This is a genomic window from Halobacterium sp. MBLA0001 (assembly GCF_049705385.1).
In the GTDB taxonomy this organism is placed as follows: domain Archaea; phylum Halobacteriota; class Halobacteria; order Halobacteriales; family Halobacteriaceae; genus Halobacterium; species Halobacterium salinarum.
Genome location: NZ_JBNAMQ010000007.1, coordinates 2,016,274 through 2,033,953, shown reverse-complemented (window position 1 = coordinate 2,033,953; position 17,680 = coordinate 2,016,274). Strand labels below are relative to the sequence as shown.

General features: G+C 63.7%; 20 protein-coding genes and 1 tRNA gene. 9 read left to right on the top strand and 12 right to left on the bottom strand.

All coding sequences use genetic code 11. The features are described from left to right. Positions 1-4: 4 nt before the first annotated feature. The gene (locus ACOZ32_RS11965) at positions 5-490 is read right to left on the bottom strand and encodes a J domain-containing protein (protein ID WP_227970881.1); all 486 of its coding nucleotides are present in this window, start codon (positions 488-490) and stop codon (positions 5-7) included. A 76-nt stretch (positions 491-566) separates the two neighbouring features. Between ACOZ32_RS11965 and ACOZ32_RS11960 the strand changes: the two genes are divergently transcribed. Continuing rightward, positions 567-728, top strand: a complete 162-nt coding sequence (locus tag ACOZ32_RS11960) for a hypothetical protein (RefSeq protein WP_424335244.1) — start codon at positions 567-569, stop codon at positions 726-728. On the opposite strand, the gene pyrF is transcribed toward ACOZ32_RS11960, so the two are convergent. From pyrF to ACOZ32_RS11945, 3 genes are all read right to left on the bottom strand, one after another. Then, positions 729-1,532 carry an orotidine-5'-phosphate decarboxylase gene (gene pyrF / locus ACOZ32_RS11955; protein ID WP_205250911.1) on the bottom strand — a complete coding sequence of 268 codons (804 nt, stop codon included), beginning with the start codon at positions 1,530-1,532 and terminating at the stop codon, positions 729-731. A 95-nt stretch (positions 1,533-1,627) separates the two neighbouring features. Then, on the bottom strand, positions 1,628-2,011 hold the full coding sequence (locus ACOZ32_RS11950) for a hypothetical protein (RefSeq protein WP_205252042.1): 384 nt from the start codon (positions 2,009-2,011) through the stop codon (positions 1,628-1,630). Further along, the gene (locus ACOZ32_RS11945; RefSeq protein ID WP_010903218.1) at positions 2,001-2,456 is read right to left on the bottom strand and encodes a DUF2240 family protein; all 456 of its coding nucleotides are present in this window, start codon (positions 2,454-2,456) and stop codon (positions 2,001-2,003) included. The genes ACOZ32_RS11950 and ACOZ32_RS11945 overlap by 11 nt, the downstream gene beginning before the upstream one ends. Before the next feature lie 86 nt (positions 2,457-2,542). On the opposite strand from ACOZ32_RS11945, the gene ACOZ32_RS11940 reads away from it, so the two are divergent. After that, a complete protein-coding gene (locus ACOZ32_RS11940; protein WP_010903217.1) occupies positions 2,543-2,917 on the top strand; it encodes a 30S ribosomal protein S8e in 375 nt (124 codons plus the stop codon). A gap of 83 nt (positions 2,918-3,000) precedes the next feature. Here ACOZ32_RS11940 and ACOZ32_RS11935 read toward each other — a convergent pair whose 3' ends face one another. Beyond that, positions 3,001-5,229 (bottom strand): CDC48 family AAA ATPase, encoded by a 2,229-nt coding sequence (locus ACOZ32_RS11935; RefSeq protein WP_010903216.1) that lies wholly within the window; start codon positions 5,227-5,229, stop codon positions 3,001-3,003. A 181-nt stretch (positions 5,230-5,410) separates the two neighbouring features. Between ACOZ32_RS11935 and ACOZ32_RS11930 the strand changes: the two genes are divergently transcribed. Together ACOZ32_RS11930 and radB are read left to right on the top strand one after the other, a co-directional pair. Further along, positions 5,411-6,178: a sugar nucleotide-binding protein gene (locus tag ACOZ32_RS11930; RefSeq protein ID WP_205250909.1), complete on the top strand. Its 768-nt coding sequence runs from the start codon at positions 5,411-5,413 to the stop codon at positions 6,176-6,178. Between the two features lie 100 nt (positions 6,179-6,278). Further along, the gene (radB, locus tag ACOZ32_RS11925; RefSeq protein WP_010903214.1) at positions 6,279-6,989 is read left to right on the top strand and encodes a DNA repair and recombination protein RadB; all 711 of its coding nucleotides are present in this window, start codon (positions 6,279-6,281) and stop codon (positions 6,987-6,989) included. A gap of 7 nt (positions 6,990-6,996) precedes the next feature. On the opposite strand, the gene ACOZ32_RS11920 is transcribed toward radB, so the two are convergent. The 4 genes from ACOZ32_RS11920 to htr1 form a co-directional block, all read right to left on the bottom strand. Then, a complete protein-coding gene (locus ACOZ32_RS11920; protein ID WP_010903213.1) occupies positions 6,997-7,188 on the bottom strand; it encodes a DUF7333 family protein in 192 nt (63 codons plus the stop codon). A 52-nt stretch (positions 7,189-7,240) separates the two neighbouring features. Beyond that, positions 7,241-8,383, bottom strand: a complete 1,143-nt coding sequence (locus tag ACOZ32_RS11915; RefSeq protein ID WP_010903212.1) for a CBS domain-containing protein — start codon at positions 8,381-8,383, stop codon at positions 7,241-7,243. 101 nt (positions 8,384-8,484) lie between these two features. Beyond that, a complete protein-coding gene (sop1, locus tag ACOZ32_RS11910; RefSeq protein ID WP_205250908.1) occupies positions 8,485-9,204 on the bottom strand; it encodes a sensory rhodopsin I in 720 nt (239 codons plus the stop codon). Continuing rightward, entirely contained in the window at positions 9,204-10,814 is a 1,611-nt protein-coding gene (htr1, locus tag ACOZ32_RS11905) for a sensory rhodopsin I transducer Htr1 (protein WP_424335243.1), read from the bottom strand. Before htr1 ends, sop1 begins: the two co-directional genes overlap by 1 nt. Positions 10,815-11,062: 248 nt before the next feature. Here htr1 and ACOZ32_RS11900 point away from each other — a divergent pair, with 248 nt between their 5' ends. Further along, positions 11,063-11,494, top strand: coding sequence for a universal stress protein (locus ACOZ32_RS11900; protein WP_205250906.1), 432 nt, complete (start codon positions 11,063-11,065; stop codon positions 11,492-11,494). Position 11,495: 1 nt separating this feature from the next. Here ACOZ32_RS11900 and ACOZ32_RS11895 read toward each other — a convergent pair whose 3' ends face one another. Further along, complete coding sequence (locus ACOZ32_RS11895; protein ID WP_205250905.1) at positions 11,496-11,939, bottom strand: hypothetical protein; 444 nt, start codon at positions 11,937-11,939, stop codon at positions 11,496-11,498. A gap of 129 nt (positions 11,940-12,068) precedes the next feature. Between ACOZ32_RS11895 and ACOZ32_RS11890 the strand changes: the two genes are divergently transcribed. From ACOZ32_RS11890 to ACOZ32_RS11875, 4 genes are all read left to right on the top strand, one after another. Next, positions 12,069-13,070: a DUF7490 domain-containing protein gene (locus tag ACOZ32_RS11890; RefSeq protein ID WP_424335242.1), complete on the top strand. Its 1,002-nt coding sequence runs from the start codon at positions 12,069-12,071 to the stop codon at positions 13,068-13,070. Then, positions 13,067-13,423: a hypothetical protein gene (locus ACOZ32_RS11885; protein WP_205250904.1), complete on the top strand. Its 357-nt coding sequence runs from the start codon at positions 13,067-13,069 to the stop codon at positions 13,421-13,423. Before ACOZ32_RS11890 ends, ACOZ32_RS11885 begins: the two co-directional genes overlap by 4 nt. Positions 13,424-13,487: 64 nt before the next feature. After that, positions 13,488-13,946 carry a hypothetical protein gene (locus ACOZ32_RS11880; protein ID WP_205252037.1) on the top strand — a complete coding sequence of 153 codons (459 nt, stop codon included), beginning with the start codon at positions 13,488-13,490 and terminating at the stop codon, positions 13,944-13,946. A 252-nt stretch (positions 13,947-14,198) separates the two neighbouring features. Next, on the top strand, positions 14,199-15,209 hold the full coding sequence (locus ACOZ32_RS11875) for a tyrosine-type recombinase/integrase (RefSeq protein WP_285253624.1): 1,011 nt from the start codon (positions 14,199-14,201) through the stop codon (positions 15,207-15,209). A gap of 115 nt (positions 15,210-15,324) precedes the next feature. Here ACOZ32_RS11875 and ACOZ32_RS11870 read toward each other — a convergent pair whose 3' ends face one another. Further along, positions 15,325-16,038, bottom strand: a complete 714-nt coding sequence (locus tag ACOZ32_RS11870; protein WP_285253625.1) for a hypothetical protein — start codon at positions 16,036-16,038, stop codon at positions 15,325-15,327. A gap of 1,488 nt (positions 16,039-17,526) precedes the next feature. Beyond that, positions 17,527-17,601: transfer RNA gene (locus tag ACOZ32_RS11865), tRNA-Val, on the bottom strand. Positions 17,602-17,680: the final 79 nt, after the last annotated feature.

Below are 17,680 nucleotides of genomic sequence, written 5' to 3'. Positions count from 1 at the left end.
AAACCTACGCGTCCCCCTGGAGCCGCTCGTAGGCCTCGTTCACGCGCGCGAACGCCTCAGTGTCCCCGCCCCGGTCCGGATGCAACTCCTGTGCCTTCTCCCGGTAGGCCGCAGTCACGGCCTCCTCGTCCGCGCCCGGCTCCAGGTCCAACACCCGATAATCGGATCGCCGCGGCTGGTCGTCGGCGACGCCGTCGGTGAACTCCCGGTTCCCGCGTGACTGCTGGCGGTCCCGGGACCGGCCCCCGCGTGGCCCGGTGCCCGCGGTCCGGCCGCGCCGCGCCGACCGCGCCCGCCCCGCCTGCCGGCGGAACGTCCGCCGCCGAAGCCGCCCGGAGGCGTGGTAGTAGAACAGCCCCGCAACCCCGCCGAACGGCACCGCAACGGACAACGCAACCGGGCTGTACAGCACTGCGAGCACACCGAAAACGACGCTGCACACGCCGAACACGACCGCCAGCCCCCACACGAGACTCCGATTGGGTCGCACACCGGGTCGTACGCAGTCCACCATCAAGGGTGTTTGCCTCCCCCACGGTTACGCCCGCCCGGCCCGTACACCCGGTATGAGCGTGACCGGCGTCTGCTCGATCTGTCGCGCCTCGGGCGCACAGCGGGTCTGTGACCGCTGCGGGAGCGTCGTCTGTGACACCCACCACGACGCACGCGGCGTCTGCACTGACTGCGCTCCCGACGCGGGCGACCACCCGCCTTCGGGCCGCCGCTGACTACCGGTGGCGGTTCAGGCGCTCGCGCAGCGTCCGCGCCGCGTCGCCGGCCGCCGCCGCCCACGCCGAGCCGTGTTCGCCCGCGAAGATGATGCCGCGCGTCGAGTTCACCAGCCCGACGCCGTCGTCGTTGAGCCCGTACTCCACGGCGGCCTCGGCGTCGCCGCCCTGCGCGCCCACGCCCGGCACCAGGAACGGCAGCTCCGGCACGCGCTCCCGGATGGCCTGGAGCTCGTCGGGCGCGGTCGCGCCCACCACCAGCCCGACATCCCCGTACTGGGCGTTCCACTCGGCCGCCCGCTCGGCGACGTGCTCGTAGAGCCGGCGGTCGTAGGCCGCGAGTTCGAGATGCTGGAAATCCATCCCGCCCTCGTTGGAGGTGCGACACAACACGAACACGCCCGCCTCGTCCTGCGTGAGGAACGGCTGCAGGGCGTCCTCCCCGAGGTACGGGTTGACGGTGATGGCGTCGACGTGCGCCAGGATCTCGGCGTACTGGCGGGCCGTGTTCCCGATGTCCGCGCGCTTCGCGTCCAACAACACGGGCACGCCCTTGCCGTGGGCGTACGCCACCGTCTCCCGGAGCGCGCGCCACCCGTCGCTGTCCTCGTAGAACGCCGCGTTCGGCTTGAACACCGCGGCGTGCTCGTGGGTCGCGTCGATGATGCGGCGGTTGAACGCCCACCGCGGCAGCTCCGCGTCCTGTACGTCCTCCGGGAGCCGCTCCATGTCCGGATCGAGACCCACGCTCACCACCGAGTCAGCCGCCGCGATACGGGCCCCGAGTTCCTCGACGAAGCTCATACGTTCGCGTGCCGGCAAACCCGCAAAAGCGATTCGCTTCCGCACGGACCGAAACCACAGCGTTCGTCGTGCACCGCGTGCCCGCTAGCCGACACTCAGTCCTCGCGGGCCGCGACCGCCGCACCGAGCACGTCCAGCGCGCGCTTGGTCGCCGCCCCGGACGCGACGAACACCACGAGGCGCGCGGGGTCGCTCGCGACCGGCCGCGCCCGCAGCCCGGCGTCCTCGGCGGCCGCGTCGGCGGCGTCCAGCCCGCTGAACACCGCCACCCGGATCCGCTCGGGCTGCACGAACACGCGCGCCACCACCGTCCCGTCGTGGGCCACGTCGTAGGCGCGCGCGCCGTCGGCCGTCGGCTCCACGTCCGGCGCGGCGTCCACGACGCTCATCCGGTCGTAGGGCGCACGCTCGTGGCCCGTCACCTCGCTCGCCAACAGCTCCGCGATGCGCGTCCCGTCCGTGATCCGGTCAGCGACCATCCAGCACGCCCTCCTGTGCCGCCTCCGCCGCACCCGACGCCGCAACACCCTGCTGGCGCGCGTACACCACTGCCGCCGCGTCCGCGGTCACGCCCACCGCCTGCTGGAGGTCGTTGACCGCCGCCACCGTCTCCTGGCGGTCGAACCCCGCCGCAACCAGCGCGTCCAGCGCGCGCTCGAAACCCGACCGCTCCTGGAACAACGACGCGTCCGGCACGAACCCCTCGGGGATCTCGACAGCGCCGGGATCGAACGTCGCGGCCACGTCCCCGTCCGCGACCCGCTCGACGAGCCCCTCCGCGTCCGCCATGTCCAACAGGCGCTTGGCCTGATCGGCACTCATCCACTCCCGGTCAAGGGACAACGCCACCACGAACGCCTGCTCGGCGACCTGCGTCCGTCCCTTCTGCTTGAACGGCGCGGCCGTCGCAACCCGGAGACTCATGGCTGCGCGTAGCGCCGGCACGCGCCTAAACCCTGCGTTGTCGCCTAACCGAGCCTTTCAAGTGCGTCCTGGTGTTGGTCTCGGGTATGCAATACCAAGGCCGTTCGAAGCGCTCGAAGACGGGCGCGCGACTCCGACCGCGCTCGAAGAAGTCGAAAAGCGAACTCGGCCGCGAACCCACCGAAACGACCGTCGGCGAACCCCGATTCCGAACCGTCGACGTGCGCGGCGACGCCGAGAAAGTGCGCGTGCTCTCCACGAACGTCGTGAACGTCGCCACCGACTCCGGCGCCGAACGCGCCACCATCGAGGACGTCAGCGCCAACGACGCCAACCCCAACTACGCCCGCCGAAACATCATCACGAAGGGCGCAATCATCGAAACGGACGCCGGCACGGCCCGCGTCACCTCCCGCCCCGGCCAGGACGGCCAAGTGAACGCCACCCGCGTCGACGAGTAACTGGTCTTCTCAGGGGGTGCCGTATTCGCATCGCCCAGCGCAGCCTGTCGCGACCGCACGGCGGAAACACGCCGCCGTGTCGGCTACTGGAAGCCGATGTGCTCGCTGCCCTGGCGGCTGTTCACGTTGGGGCCCTGGCTGCCCTTGAACTGGTCTTCGACCTGGTCGTAATACTCCATGAGGTCGTCGGTGATCGTCGGCCGGACGTTCTCCATGGCCGCCCGGAAATGCGCCATGCCGACGTCGTCGGCGTCCTCGTCGTCCCGGAGCGCCTCGATGGCTGCCTCCCGGGCGATGTTCGCGAGGTCGCTGCCCACGTAGCCGTCCGCGCGCTCGGCGAGCTCCCGAAGCGAGACGTCCGCCGCTAGTGGCGTGTCCTGGGTGTGGATCTTCAGGATCTGCTCGCGGCCCTCGATCCCCGGCTGGCCGACCTGCACGAGGCGGTCGAAGCGCCCGCTGCGGATCAACGCCGGGTCGATGATGTCCGGGCGGTTGGTCGCCGCGATCACCATCACTTCCTCCATCTCCTCGAGGCCGTCCAGCTCGGTCAACAGCTGGTTGACGACGCGCTCGCTGACGTTGTTCCCGCCGGTCTGCCCGCGGCCGGGCGCGAGGCTGTCCAGCTCGTCGAAGAAGATCACGGTCGGCGCGACCTGGCGGGCCTTCCGGAACGTCTGGCGGATCGCCTTCTCGCTTTCGCCGACCCACTTCGACAGCAGCTGTGGCCCCCGCACCGAGATGAAGTTGGCGTTCGTCTCGTTGGCGACGGCCTTCGCCATCAGCGTCTTCCCGGTGCCCGGCGGCCCGTACAGCAACACGCCGGCGGGCGGCTCGACGCCCATCCGCGTGAACTTCTCCGGCTGGTTCAGCGGCCACTCAACGGACTCCTTGACGTTGTTTTTCGCCTCCGTGAGCCCGCCGACGTCGTCCCACGTGATCTTCGGCAGCTCCACGAGAACCTCCCGCATCGCGGACGGCTCCACCTCGCTGAGCGCGCCCTTGAAGTCCTCGCGCTTGACGATCATGCGGTCGATCAGGCTCGGCGGGATGTCCTCCTCGTCGAGATCGATCTCCGGGAGGTACCGGCGCAGCGCCCGCATCGCGGCCTCCTTGCTGAGACTCTCGATGTCCGCGCCGACGAACCCGTGGGTGTCGTCGGCCAGCGTCGAGAGGTTCACGTCGTCGGACAGCGGCATCCCCCGGGTGTGGATCTTCAGGATCTCCTCGCGCCCGATCTCGTCGGGGACGCCGATCTCGATCTCGCGGTCGAAACGCCCCGGCCGCCGCAGCGCGGGGTCGACGGCGTCGACGCGGTTGGTCGCCGCGATGACGATGACCTGCCCGCGGCCCTCCAGGCCGTCCATCATCGTCAACAGCTGGGCGACCACACGGCGCTCGACCTCGCCGGTGACGTCCTCGCGCTTGGGCGCGATGGAGTCCAGCTCGTCGATGAAGATGATCGACGGCGAGTCGTCTTTGGCGTCCTCGAAGATCTCCCGGAGCTGCTGCTCGGATTCGCCGTAATACTTCGAGATGATCTCGGGACCGGCGATCGAGAAGAAACTCGCCGACGTCTCGTTGGCGACGGCTTTCGCCAGCAGGGTCTTCCCGGTGCCCGGCGGCCCGTGGAGCAACACCCCCTGTGGCGGTTCGATGCCGAGCTTCTGGAAGATCTGGGGGTGTTTCATCGGGAGTTCGACCATCTCCCGGACGCGCTGAATCTCGTTTTCGAGGCCGCCGATGTCCTCGTACGTGATGCCGCCGCCGGTGCGCTCGAAGCCGCTGATCGGCTCCTCGCGCAGCTCGACGTCGGTGTCCTCGGTCACCAGGCAGACGCCCTCAGGCTCCGTTTCGACGGCGATCAGTGGGATCGCCTGGCCTGGGGATCGCATGAACGGGTGGTTCGTCGAGGACATCACGGGAACGATGTCGCGGGCGACGACCGGCCGCTTGAGGATCTGGCGTTTGACCATGCCGGCGGCGTCGCTGCCGAACTGCACGCTCGCTTCCTCGGGGGGTGCGAGGACGAGCGTGTCCGCTTTTTCGGCGTCGGCTTTCCGGATCTTCACGCGCTCTCCGATGCCGACCTCGGCGTTCTGGCGCGTGAACCCGTCGATCCGGATGGTGTCCGTGTTCCAGTCTTGGCGGTCGGCTCGCCAGACCTTCGCGGCCGTGGTTTCGGCCCCCTCGATTTCGATGATGTCTCCCGGGCTGAGTTTGAGATGCAACAGCGTGTCTGGATCGAGGCGCGCGATCCCCCGTCCCGAATCGTTGGGGTAGGCTTTCGCGACCTCCAGTTGGACTTCGTTCATGGTTGGAGACTCCGGGGTTGGTTTCGAGTGCGGCGGCCCAACAGAAGTACTTTCTGTCAACCGCCACGCACTCGTCCGTGTGAACAACTATCAAGCGATGGGTGAAAGATGTACCGGATTCCACCGCCACCACCCGGGCCTGAGAGAGAACTTTTTACAGTTGCAGTTGTGGACGTGAGGTATGGACGCGCTCGTCGTCGGCGACACAGGCCCGCTTGACGCCGCCCTCGCCGCACGCGCCGGCGTCACGGCCACCCCACACCCGACCGAATTCGACGTGTTCGCCGACGACCCCGCTGCCCACATCGCCGCCCACGACCCCGACACCGTCATCGTCACCGCACCGGTCCACACCGCCGACGTGCCGATCCCGGCGTACGTCGACGCCGTCAGCGCGCTCGTCGACGCCTGCGCGGACCGCCGACTCGTCTACGCGTCCACCGGCGCGGTGTTCGACGGCACCGACGGCGACTACCGCCCCGACGACGTTCGCACGCCCTGCGACGACACCGGCCGCCGCATCCAAGTGTTCGAAGACCACGTCGACCGCCACGACACCGACAACGGCGTCGTCCTCCGGGTCAGCAGCTGCTACGCGACCGACCCGCTCACCCCCCAGCTCGCCGCCGCCCGGGACGCCCTCGACGGCGGCGCCTGTCAACGCCACGACGACGTCTATCGGAGCCCGGTCCACGTCACCGACGTTGCCGACGCCATCACGGAGCTCGCGGAGACCGACCATACCGGCGTCTTCCACGCCCCCGGCCCACGGCTCAGCGTCTACGAACTCCACGAACGCGTGCTGTCTGCCCTCGGCGTCGACACGACCGACCTCACGCCGGCCGCTGTCCCCAGTGACACGGAGATCGCCCGCGACCGATCGCTCGCGGGCCCGCGTTTCACCGAGCTCCTCGACGCCACTGTCAGCCCGCCCCAGGACGCCGTCTAACCGGCCTCCGGGCCGCTGACCGCGCCAACACGTCCCTCGTTGTCGCGCCCGCCGGGCATCGACCACGGGTGTTTACCCAGCGGCGCGCCAACGACACCCCGTGCGCGAGGACGACACCCACCTCCCGACCGGCTGTGGCGCACTCGACGAGCTGCTCGGCGGCGGTGTCGAGCGCGGCACCGTCACGCAGCTGTACGGGCCACCCGCCGCCGGCAAGACGAACGTCGCGCTCACAACCGCCGTGACCACCGCCGCCGCCGGCGGCCTCGCCGTCTACGTCGACACCGAAGGCCTCTCGCTCGCGCGCTTCCAGCAGCTACTGGAGGCGCGCGCCACCGACCCCGAGGCGGCGTCCGCGAACGTCATCGTCTCCGACGCCCACGACTTCGACGAACAGGCCCAAGCCGTCCGCGACACCGCCGACTTCGCCGACCGCGCGGACCTCATCGTGGTGGACTCCGTGACCGGGTTCTATCGGCTGGCCCGCGGCGGCGACGACACCACGGGCGACGCCCTCCGCCAGGTCGCCGACCAGATCACACACCTGCTGTCGCTGGCGCGCAAACACGACCTCGCGGTCGTCGTCACGAACCAGGTGTTCACCGACGTCGACAACGACAGCGACCGCGCCCGCCCGCTGGGCGGCCACACGCTCGCACACTGGACGGGCACCGTCCTCCGGCTCGACCGGTTCCGCGGCGGCACCCGGCGCGCGACGCTGGAGAAACACCGCGCCAAGCCCGACGGCGAACACGCCCAGTTCCAGATCACTGACGGGGGCATCGACGCCGCCAGTGCCGACGACTACTGACGGCGCGTCACCCCGTGATGCGGTGCTCGCCGTGCTTCATGCCGATGAGAAACGAGATCGCCGCGAACACGATCATCGACGGCAACACCATCATGAACATCACGCGCGCCGGCATGACGTCCGCCGCCGAGAGCCCGATCATGCCGACGGCCACGAACGCAGCGAGCAATCCGACCGCGCGTGTGAAATCAAACCTCATGCGCGATGCCCTACGACGGGCGTGCTCATATAAGCACGCCCGACGGCGGTGCCTACAGGTCGTTGAGCTTCCGGAGGAGCTGGCCCTCGTACTCCTCGTCGTGCTCGATGCCCTTGAGCTCGAGCACGTTCCGTTCGAGCTTGTCCAGGGCGACGTGGAAGGAGTTGTCCGCGCCGTACCCTTCGCCAGTTCCGGCGATCTGGCCCTTGTTCGTGCGCAGCCGGATCTGTGACTGAATCAGCGGCGTCCCACGGAGCTTCTCCTTGTGCTTGGAGAGCCGGACGTGGGCGTGATGGACGTCCATATCCCCGTACTTCGCGACGACGTTCTCGATGCGCTCGCGGACCTCCTGGCGGGACAGCGTGTCCAACAGGTCGATGTTCGTGATCTGCACGTCGAGGTGTTCCTCCTCCGTGTACGACAGCGCGCGCAACACGTCGGTCTTCGTGAGGATGCCGCCGACCGCGCGCTCGTCGTCGTCGGGCGTGACGATGACCCCCGAGTAGTCGTGTGCGAGCATGTCGTCGACGGCGTCCCGCACCGAATCGTCGAAGCTCGCCGTCTTGACCGGGCTCGTCATCTCGTCGGACACCGGGAGATCGAGCAGGCGCTCGATCTCGCCGCTGCGATCCCCGACGGTGGTCTTCTCGGTGTCACGCACGACGAAATCGACGATGTCGTAGCGCGTGACGATCCCCGACAGCAGCCCGGCGTCGTCGACGACCGGCAGCCGCGAGATGCCGTGCTCGCGCAACAGATTGATCACGCGGCCCATGCTGTCGTCCTCGTCGACCGTCACCACGTGTTCGGTGTATATATCCCGGACATCGAGCGCGTCGAGGTTCGCTAGCACGGCGTCCAGAATGGCGTCCTCAGTGATCACGCCCCACAGCGATCCGGCCTCGAACACGGGCGCGATCTTCGTGCCGCCCTCGACGAGCATGCGCGCTGTCTCGCGCACGTCCTCGGTCCGGCTGACCTTCGGCGCGTCCGTGACCATGGCCGCGACCCTGGTGTCGTCGCCGATATGCGACTGGATGAGCTGGCGCTCCGTGATGACGCCGTCGTACGCGCCGGCCTCGGTGACGATGACGCCCTTGGGGTTCTCACGCTCGAACAGCGACCGCACCTTCCCGAGTCGCTGTTCGGCGTCGACTTCCACGTAGTCGTTTGCCGCAATGTCAGAGATATCCATGGACCTTCACCTGAAGAGAAGCCCACCAGTGTCTTGAACCTTGTTGCGGCTCTCAGACTGCTGGACGGAGCCGGGGTCACACCACCACCGGGGACGGCCCGTCAGTCCGCCGCCGTCGCCTCGACGGTCGCCTGCTCGGGAGCCGGCGACGACCCCGAGTGCATGAACACGCGACGCCGCGCGTAGAAGAAATACACGTACGGCACCTTCGCGAGCACGTCCAAGAACACGTACGTGAGCGCGACGCCGGCAGCCGTTGCCTCCCCGATGCCGGCCGGGCCGAACAGCCACACCAGCGGGTACGCCAACCACAGCAGCCCGATGTGGTTTTTCAGCAGGTTGAACAGCCCGATCTGCTCGGGCACGTCGGGCACGACCCGCGGAAAGATCACGTACAGGTACGCGAACAGCGACAGGTGGAAGATCGACGACACGCCGAACAGCGCCCACTTGAGCGTGCCGTCAGTCACCACCGCCCCCGCGCCCACCGCGATCATGAGCGCGTCCGCCACCATCACACCGATGATGCTGCGGCGGGACGCCCCCGCGGCGTAGCCGACGTATCCCACGAGGATCGGCGTCGTCACGAGCCAGTCGATGTACCGCAGCCCGACGATCTGGTTCCCGTTTACGATCACCGTTCCGATGTCGTACGCCATCCCCACGTAGGACAGGCCCGCGAACACGGGAATGATGGCCAGCGGCGCGAGCGCCGACTGATGCGGGGAGCCATCCAACGACCGGTACAGCAGCCAGACGAACGCCACACCGACGATGAGCGCGACCGCGCCGCCGAGGTAGGCGGTTGCGACGGCGTCCATCACGCACCACCCCCGTCAGCGCCGGCACGCATGACTGGCTGCTCCACGCTACCCCCCGCAGTCTCGCCGTCCTCGGTGGCGACGGTGAACGACGCCACGCGGGACTGCAGCTGCTCGACGGCCGTGTTCTGGAACTGTTCGAGGGACGCCGCGATCTCCTCTGCGCTCTCGCGTTGCCCGATCACCGCGGACTCGGCGTCGCTCGCCAACGCCGTCGTGTCGTCGCTCAGTCCCGCGACACGCTCCACAGAGGTGGCGGTGCTTTGGACGGTTTCGGCCTGCTCGGAGGTCGTGCGCTGGATCTCGTCGATCGAGTTCGAGACCTCAGCGATGGAATCCGCGATCGTGCGGATGTCCCGCAGCGTGGATTCGACGGTTTCGCTGCCGGACTCCACCCGGGTTCGGGTCTGCTGGATGGACGCGGTGACGTCCTCGGTCTGGGCGGTGACTTTCTCGACCACTGCGGCGATCTCGTTGGCGCGGTCCTGCGTTTCCTCCGCGAGGTCCTTGACCTCGTCGGCGACGACGCTGAAGCCGTCCCCGTCGGCGTTGCCGCCGGCGCGGGCGGCCTCGATGGACGCGTTCAGCGCCAGCATGTTCGTCTGCTCGCCGATGTCCGTGATCACGTCCACGATGTCGGTGATCTCGGCGACCTGGTCGCGCAGCTGTTCGACCTGGCCGACGGCGTCGTCGACCTCGGTCTCGATGCTGGACATCTCGTCGAGCGCGGACTTCGAGGAGTCGCGGGCCGCGTCGCTGGCGGTCGCTACGTCCTCGCTGCGGGACGCCAGGTCGTCGATGGTGGCGGCGATCTCCTCGGCGGACGCACTGACCTGCTGGACGTCGTCGGCCGCCGAGTCGAGCTCCGTGCGCTGGTCGTTGGCCTGCGACTCGATCTTCGACACCGCTTCGACGGTGTCACCGACGCTGGCCTCGATGTCGGCGCTGGTCTCGGACATCCGCTCGGTTTTGGCTTCGATCTCGTCGGCGACCGTGGTGACCGTTCGGACCGTCGACTGGAGGTCGTCCATCATCTGGTTGAACGCGGTGCCGACCGTCTCCATCGCCTCGTGGTCGGTGTCCACGTCGACCCGTTGGGTGAGGTCCCCCGTGGCGGCGGCCTCCATGGTTTCGCCGTAGCGCTTGGCGGTGTCCTGGTAGGTGGCTGCCAGCTCGCGGGCCTCGCGCTCCGCGGCCTGGGCTTCCTGCTTGGCTTGCTCGGCCTCCTCGCGGGCCGTCTCGGCCTCGGCCTGCGTCTCTTCGAGGTCGGCGCGGGTGCGCTCCATCTCGTTCAGTCGGCCACGAAGCGACTGGCGCATCTGTTCGATGGAGTCGGCAAGCGATCCGAACTCGTCCGTTCGGGTGGAGGTCACCTCCTGTTCGAGGTTCCCGTTGGCGACGCGTTCGGTCTGTGCGGCGATCTCCTTGATGCTGGCGACGGTCTCGGCGGCGTTGATCGATCCGAGCGTGAGTAACCCGGCGATTCCGGCGACAATGGTCGAGGGGACGTCGTTTGTGGTGACGCCGACCCCGACCAGGAGGCCGGCGGTGGCGATATACCCCAGCCCGAGTTTGACGCCGTATCGACGGCGCGCCCATGCGATTGTCATGGACACTAGTTATCAGATCCCTCCATAAGGTTGGGGCCGCAGTTCTCAGGGATGAAAACGACTGTAAGCCCTGCTACGGACAGTTGACAGCTATTGCCTGGTTCGCGCCGAGCAAGCGGCAACACTCTCTCCTTGTGGTATGTTATTTATACACATGTTTTGGGGGAGCGAAACGGACGCCGACAGCGCCAACTGTGATTACGTCTGGTAACCGCGAACTGATCTGGACGGTCCCCCAACCCTGCGATATGTACGACCGCGTGTTGGTCCCGACCGACGGATCCGAGGGCACCAACGAAGCAGTCACACACGCAATCGACATCGCAGAACAGTACGGCGCGACGCTCCACACCCTCTACGTCGTTGAGTCGACGCGCTCGAACGAGACCCCCGACGACGACCCGCTGCACCGCGTCCAGGAGGCCGGCCAGAAGGCCGTCGATCGCATCGCCAAGCGCGCCCAGGACGCCGGCGTAACGTCCGTTGAAGCCACGGTCACTCGCGGCGTCCCCGCCACGGAGATCCTGACGTACGTCACCGAGATGGAGATCGACATCGCGGTGATGGCGACCGCCGGCCGGAGCGGCGAATCCCGGGACCTCCTCGGGAGCATCTCCGAAAGCGTCGTCCGCGAATCCCCCGTCCCGGTGTTACTCGTGAACGTCGGGGAAGCCGTCTGACTCAGTCGTCGCCCCGCTGCGGTTCGGCCCGCTCGTCCAACACCCACTGCACGAGCGCCGCCTGCACGCGCTCGCTATCGGTCGCCTCCTCGGCCGCCGCACGCACACGCTCGCTGTCGGCCAGCAGCTCCGCCTCGACGCCGCTGTGATCGGGCTCGTCGCGAACGTCGTTCAACAGCGCCTCGAAATCCTCCCGCAGGACGAACGACGCCCGCGCCACGTTGCACTTCCCGAGGGGGTTCTGGCCCATGTCGAGCACGAGGTCGCGCACGACCCCCCAATCGCTGTCACAGAAGTGGATCGAGACCGACCCCTCGATGTCCTGCCACGCGATGGGGCCGCTGTTCGCCATCTCGGGCACGGCAGCCGGCGGGAGATCGATGCGGGTGACGGTGTCCGGGTCGTCGCAGAGACAGCACGGCTGCTCCGTCTTCCCCGTGTACATACCATGCAGTACGAACGCAGGGGTCTTCTGTCTACCCGTGCGGACACCGCCCGATGGCCTCGGCCCGAGGCAGTCTATTTCGCCTGCGGAACCACAAGATACTTGACTATTATCACGGCACAGGAAACTATGGACCGCGAACGGCTGCTCGCCGTCGGCATCGCCGTCGTCGTGCTGGCGTCAGCAGTCACAGCTGTCGTGATACCCGGCGTCGTCGCCGACGCTGACCGCGACGACGTCCACCCCGGCCGCGTCGATGTCGAAGAAACGACGATCGCGGCCAACGGCACGTCGTCGGGAACCGTCGACCTCTCGACCACCGCATACCTCAGCCACCGGGGCGGCGACTCGGAGAACGTCACCGTCACGGTGCGTGCGGTGGGCTTGGAGTCCGGACTGGTCAAGGCCACCCGCAGCACCGCCATCGACACCATTACTGGCGACCGTGAAGTCCCGGTCACGGTCGACGTCCCGGTTGCCCGTGACGGCGGCTACCGGATCGAGACTGTGCTCCGCGCCGACAGCCAGCGCGTCGCCACGGTCTCCAAGTCCGTCCGCGGCGTCGGCAGCGTGCAGTCCGGTGGCCACATGACCTTCCACCGGTTCGGTGCCGACCTCCCCGCCGTCCAGTACTCCGTCGCCAGTGTCGACGGTGACACCACGGCCCTGGACGTGTCGACGTATCTCACGAACCATGGTGCGGCGCCCTCGGAGGACGTCTCCGTGGAACTGGTCGTTCGGCAGGCCGACTCGAACGTGGTCGCCGCACGAACGACCATCCCGGTCGACGATGTCGCCCCCGGAGCGACGGTGACGCCCAACGCGACGGTCGACGTGCCATCGGCGTACAACTACTATCTCGACGCGGTCCTCCGGCAGGACGGCGTCATCGTCGGCACTGCGCGCAGCGCCGCCAATCTCGACCCGCAAGAGCGAATCGAGGCGAACACGACGGTCCGAGACACCGGCCTGCAGGTCGAAGACTTCGAGACAACCGACAACACACAACCGGACTCCGGAACCGACCCCGAGCAGTCAGCCGGCGGCGGCATCCCCGGGTTCGGCCCGGCTGTCGCCCTCATCGCCGTTGTCGCAACCACCATCGCCGCCGCACGGAGGCAGTCAGCATGAGTGACACAGACCACGCCCAGCAGCCCACCGACACCGACGGGAACACCACGACCACCAACACCAGCGACGCCACCGGGAGTGGCCGCCACACCCGAGCGCGCGACGACACGAGCGACGTTCGTCGCCTCATCCTCCGGGGCGCGCTCGCGGTGCTCGGGTTCGTCGCCATCGTCGCGCTCTTCCAGTTCTACACCAGCACCACCGCCGTCATCAACGAGTGGGTCGGCCGCGAGTACCGCGCGCTGTTCCGCGCTGCGTTCAACCTCGTTATCCTTCTCGCCACCGGGATCGGCATCTCGCTCGTCGTGCGGAAGCTAACCGGTGACGGCAACGACAGTCGAGAACACCGATAGCGCCGGCAGACGACAGTCACCCTCAATTGCGACGGCAGTCTGATACGGTGGGAACATGACGCGAATGGTACTTGAACACACGGAAGCGGACGCACGAACTGTAATCAAGGCAGCTTTCGAAGAGACGGATGGCATCGAGAAATACTTTGAAGGCGATGACCAAGTAGTCGGGAAAACAGGATGGCGAGCTTTGAGCTACGGGGAGACGGTCATCGTTGATCTCTCGGAAGACTCGGACAGCGTAACTCGAACTCCAATCGAAATAACCGCTGAAAAGGAGGTCGCGATCAACGTAACTGCGACCCCTCAGAAATACAAGCGGAGGCTGATCGGGAACATCGAGAACCTCCGGAAGTACGATGCGGACGAGGGCCTGGCTGCACTCGCTGGAGCGAAGGCCTTGTCGTCTACAAACGAAGTTCAGACACGTAGCGAACTACCCGGGAAAGAAGCGCTCAAATCAACGCTGATAGTACTCGCTGTTATGTTCCTGACATTCATCATGGCGTCACTGATCGGTTAGTGATTGCGGAGCGGTCGGGACCCATACTGGTTGTCTCGGTGCCTTGATCGCCGGTGCAGGAACGGACATATCCGACCCTGTTTGTTCGTGTTACGATCCAGGCTTTGTAGGCAGCGAGCGTATGTGGATCCGGAGGGAGCTTCGTGAGAAACGAATGCGGCGTGAGTGGGTTGGGGCGGATTTGAACCGCCGACTCCTCCACATCCCAGGCAGTCCATCGGTGCTGGTGGTTGGGGCTCAATCTGACCAACCATGACGGAACTCAAAGAGACACCGCAGGCAGTCATAGAACAATTCCAGAACGAACGTCAGCACGAGGTACGGGAGAGTACCTTAGTCAACCAGAAGTACCACCTCCGCTCGTTTGTGGAATGGACAGACGATATTGACCTACAAGATATTGGGAACCTCAATGGGTACGTTGTAAATCAGTATAAGACCTGGCGACGGGAGAACTCCGAAATCAACGAGCAGACCCTGTATAACAACCTAATGTCAATCCGGGCTTTGCTCCGGTGGTGTGAACAGCGGGAACTTGTAGAGGATGGACTGGCGGACAAACTCGATATTCCCCGACCGGAAAACCCCGTCCGAGACGCTACTATTGCACCGGAACGAGCCAATGCAATCTTAGAATACTACCAGCGATTTGAGTACGCCTCTCGGAACCACGTTCTATTCCATCTACTGTACCACTCCGGTATGCGAATCGGTTCCGTCCGTGCATTAGATGTTGACGACTGGAAGCCCGACAAACGCCTCTTACACGTCTGTAACCGCCCCGAAGAAGGAACTCCTTTGAAGAATGGAGAGGATGGAGAACGAGCAGTCTACGTTTCTCAGGATGGATTAAAGCAGGCTCTTTCCGACTATATCAAGCACAATCGCCTGAATAAGACGGATGAGTACGACAGGAAGCCCCTCTTCCCAACTCGCCAGGGCCGTGCCACAACACAGACGCTCCGGCTTTACACGGAACATCTGACGGAACCTTGCCAATATACTGGGGAGTGTCCGCATGACAAGGACTTGGAAGACTGTAACGCCCACAACTACGTTAGAGATGCCTATGAGTGTCCTTCCTCGGTCAGCCCCCATCCAATCCGGCGGAGTGCAATTACTGACCATCTGAACTCAGACGTTCCGAAGGATGTAGTCTCGGAGCGTATGAATGTCAGCAGGGAAGTCTTGGAACAGCACTATGATTCCCGGACAGAAGAAGAGAAGGCGGCAGTCCGGAGGGAATACCTCAATAACGTCTAGCCGCGTACATATTCCCTAGGCTGGCAGGCTCTTTGTGCTTGGTCTTAACGCAACTGACAAGACTTATCTCTCGCAGAGCCTGTGAACCTCCTTATTGCGGGCGGTGAGTTTTGCCCTACAAGTACACTTTTCGTAAGTATGATTTAGCCTTCCCCACCCACGTCGTTCCGTATTCGGATTCCAATTTATAGGACTCAGGCGTCACATCACCGTCTCTCACAAAGAATCCGCCTTCTTTACCTCCGTCTTTCACTTCTACGAGTAGACCTCTTCCGCGTTCCCCCAATTCCTGATGCATAAAGTCAGTATCAGGAATTGTTTGCCAGCTATCGGACGAGGAAGTCTTTTCACGAGTTATTGCTTGAGTATGGGTCCAGGTATGTCCGCCGTCTGTTGGCGGTTCAATGTCGGAGAACGATTTTAGTTCGGGGACTATACATTCTCTCCACCACCTCATACCCGACTCATAGCCGGCAGGGTAAACGGAGTAAATGTGCTCAATGAAGTATGCAGGTTCTGCTTGGCCTACTGATTTGAGTTCATTGTACACAGCTGAAACAGCATGTTTACTTGCTTCTTCTTCTATTGACCTCCTTCCTCTATTCCCTGGTTGATTTCCTCTTCCTCGGTTTGTTCTCTGTCCCTTAGGTGTTCCTTGCTGACCTCCAGCCATATCAGCGACGTATAATAGTACCCCAATTATGCCAAGGAAGAACACTATCCAAAAATATCCGCTCCGACCGTTCTTGGATGCATGATTGGAAACGATAATTGCAATAATTGTGTTTATAAATAGCCAGGGTAGTGCTAGTATGAGAAACCCTTCCATTATTCTCTTTCTCCTCTTGATTGATAACGTGCCATTGTACTATCTAATACAGCAATTACCAAGTCACCTCCTAAAATCTGTCCCCTTCACCATTCCTCAAAGGCATTCATCTAACAATAATACCTAATTTTCTAAGACTAGGTAGGTGATTGGATTATCGACAGTTATGCAACAATGGACTGCATCCAATCAAATCTGTAAACAGCGGGAAGGAGGCGGCCCCAGCCGCCGACTGACCGCCTTCTCCTTTGTTGTCCCCCTTTTCCAGTACCCTCTACCCTGCTTATCTCAAGTTCCCGGAACCTCCTCTCCTTTCCAGTACCTCTAGTATCTCTACCTAAAAGAATGGAAAAGGGTTTAAATACCCCTCCGGCCTTGCGACCGTTTCTGATAGTCTAAGTAATTATATTCTCCCTCATGTCCGGAATCTAAGTAACTTCGATACTTCGAATAGCACTTCCGGATGTTTCTCTTTTGAAGGTTGAGGCTTTGGGAGACTTTAACGAACATATCATCCCTGTTCTCCTGTGACTGGTTATAATGATACTCTCGGTTTGTCTCGTCGCTATGTACTGTGACAGCACAAACGCAGAATGCAAGGAGATTCGCGTCCAATCCCCAGTCACCCAGTTCTAGTTGCATAAATCGGTTATAGACGGTTCTTCGTTGCTCCTCGGTCAAATCTAGCTGGCTGCATAGCGCTAGAATATGATGTCGATTCAGAAGATAGGTAGTATATCGGGAATTTGTCCATACACGGTTACTCAGTCCGGAATTGTACTTATCTAACTGAATTAACCTCAGATACCGTCTATAAGATATTCCAGCATCGTTGAGGTCAGATTTTTCGTAGAGTTTGGTAGCATTATTCGTATCCGGTTCATCAATGGGATTCCCGCAATGGCGAACAAACTCACACAGGGCTGGTTGCAGGTCGGCTTCCCGCTGTGACCAGTCCACAAATCGTCTCCCTGACTCAAGGCCACCACTATCGGTTTTCTGTTGACTATTGGCACTCATGGTTCAGGGGGATGACAATATCACACCAATGAGTTACCACTCCTGAAGAGTGGAATAAGGCACAGGCGGTCTGCGTCTACCCTCTCTTTCCAACTTGATTCAAGCACTTAAATTTTCCGCCATCACGGCGCTGGAATAGAGTTGTGCGTTCCCCCTTCTCGCTGCTTCAAATCTACTATGAGCTCGCCAAAACCAGAATTTCTGAGAGCAGGTCACACCTCAATATCGTTGTTATGGTTCAATCATTGTTCCAACTATGCTGTGTGGCTGGCACCTTCCCGCTGTTTCTGATTACCCCTCAAACTTACAACCCCACGGGGTACTTGATAATGTGAGTCCAAATCACCTGACATTGGTGGACGACCCTACAAAGGGCAATGAATTGAGGGCATATGCGTCGCTCTCAACGGGAAATGTTGTGGAAAATCCCCCGCCGTCGTGCGGTTAACACGACCGGAGGGAGTGTAGTGGGTTGGGGCGGATTTGAACCGCCGACCTCCTCCATGTCAAGGAGGTGTCATAGCCTGACTAGACCACCAACCCTCGCGCCATCTCGCTGCATTCCTTCGTAGCCCGGGGGTACAGTTGAAGGTTTCGAATCGCAGAAGGCACGACGGCCGTG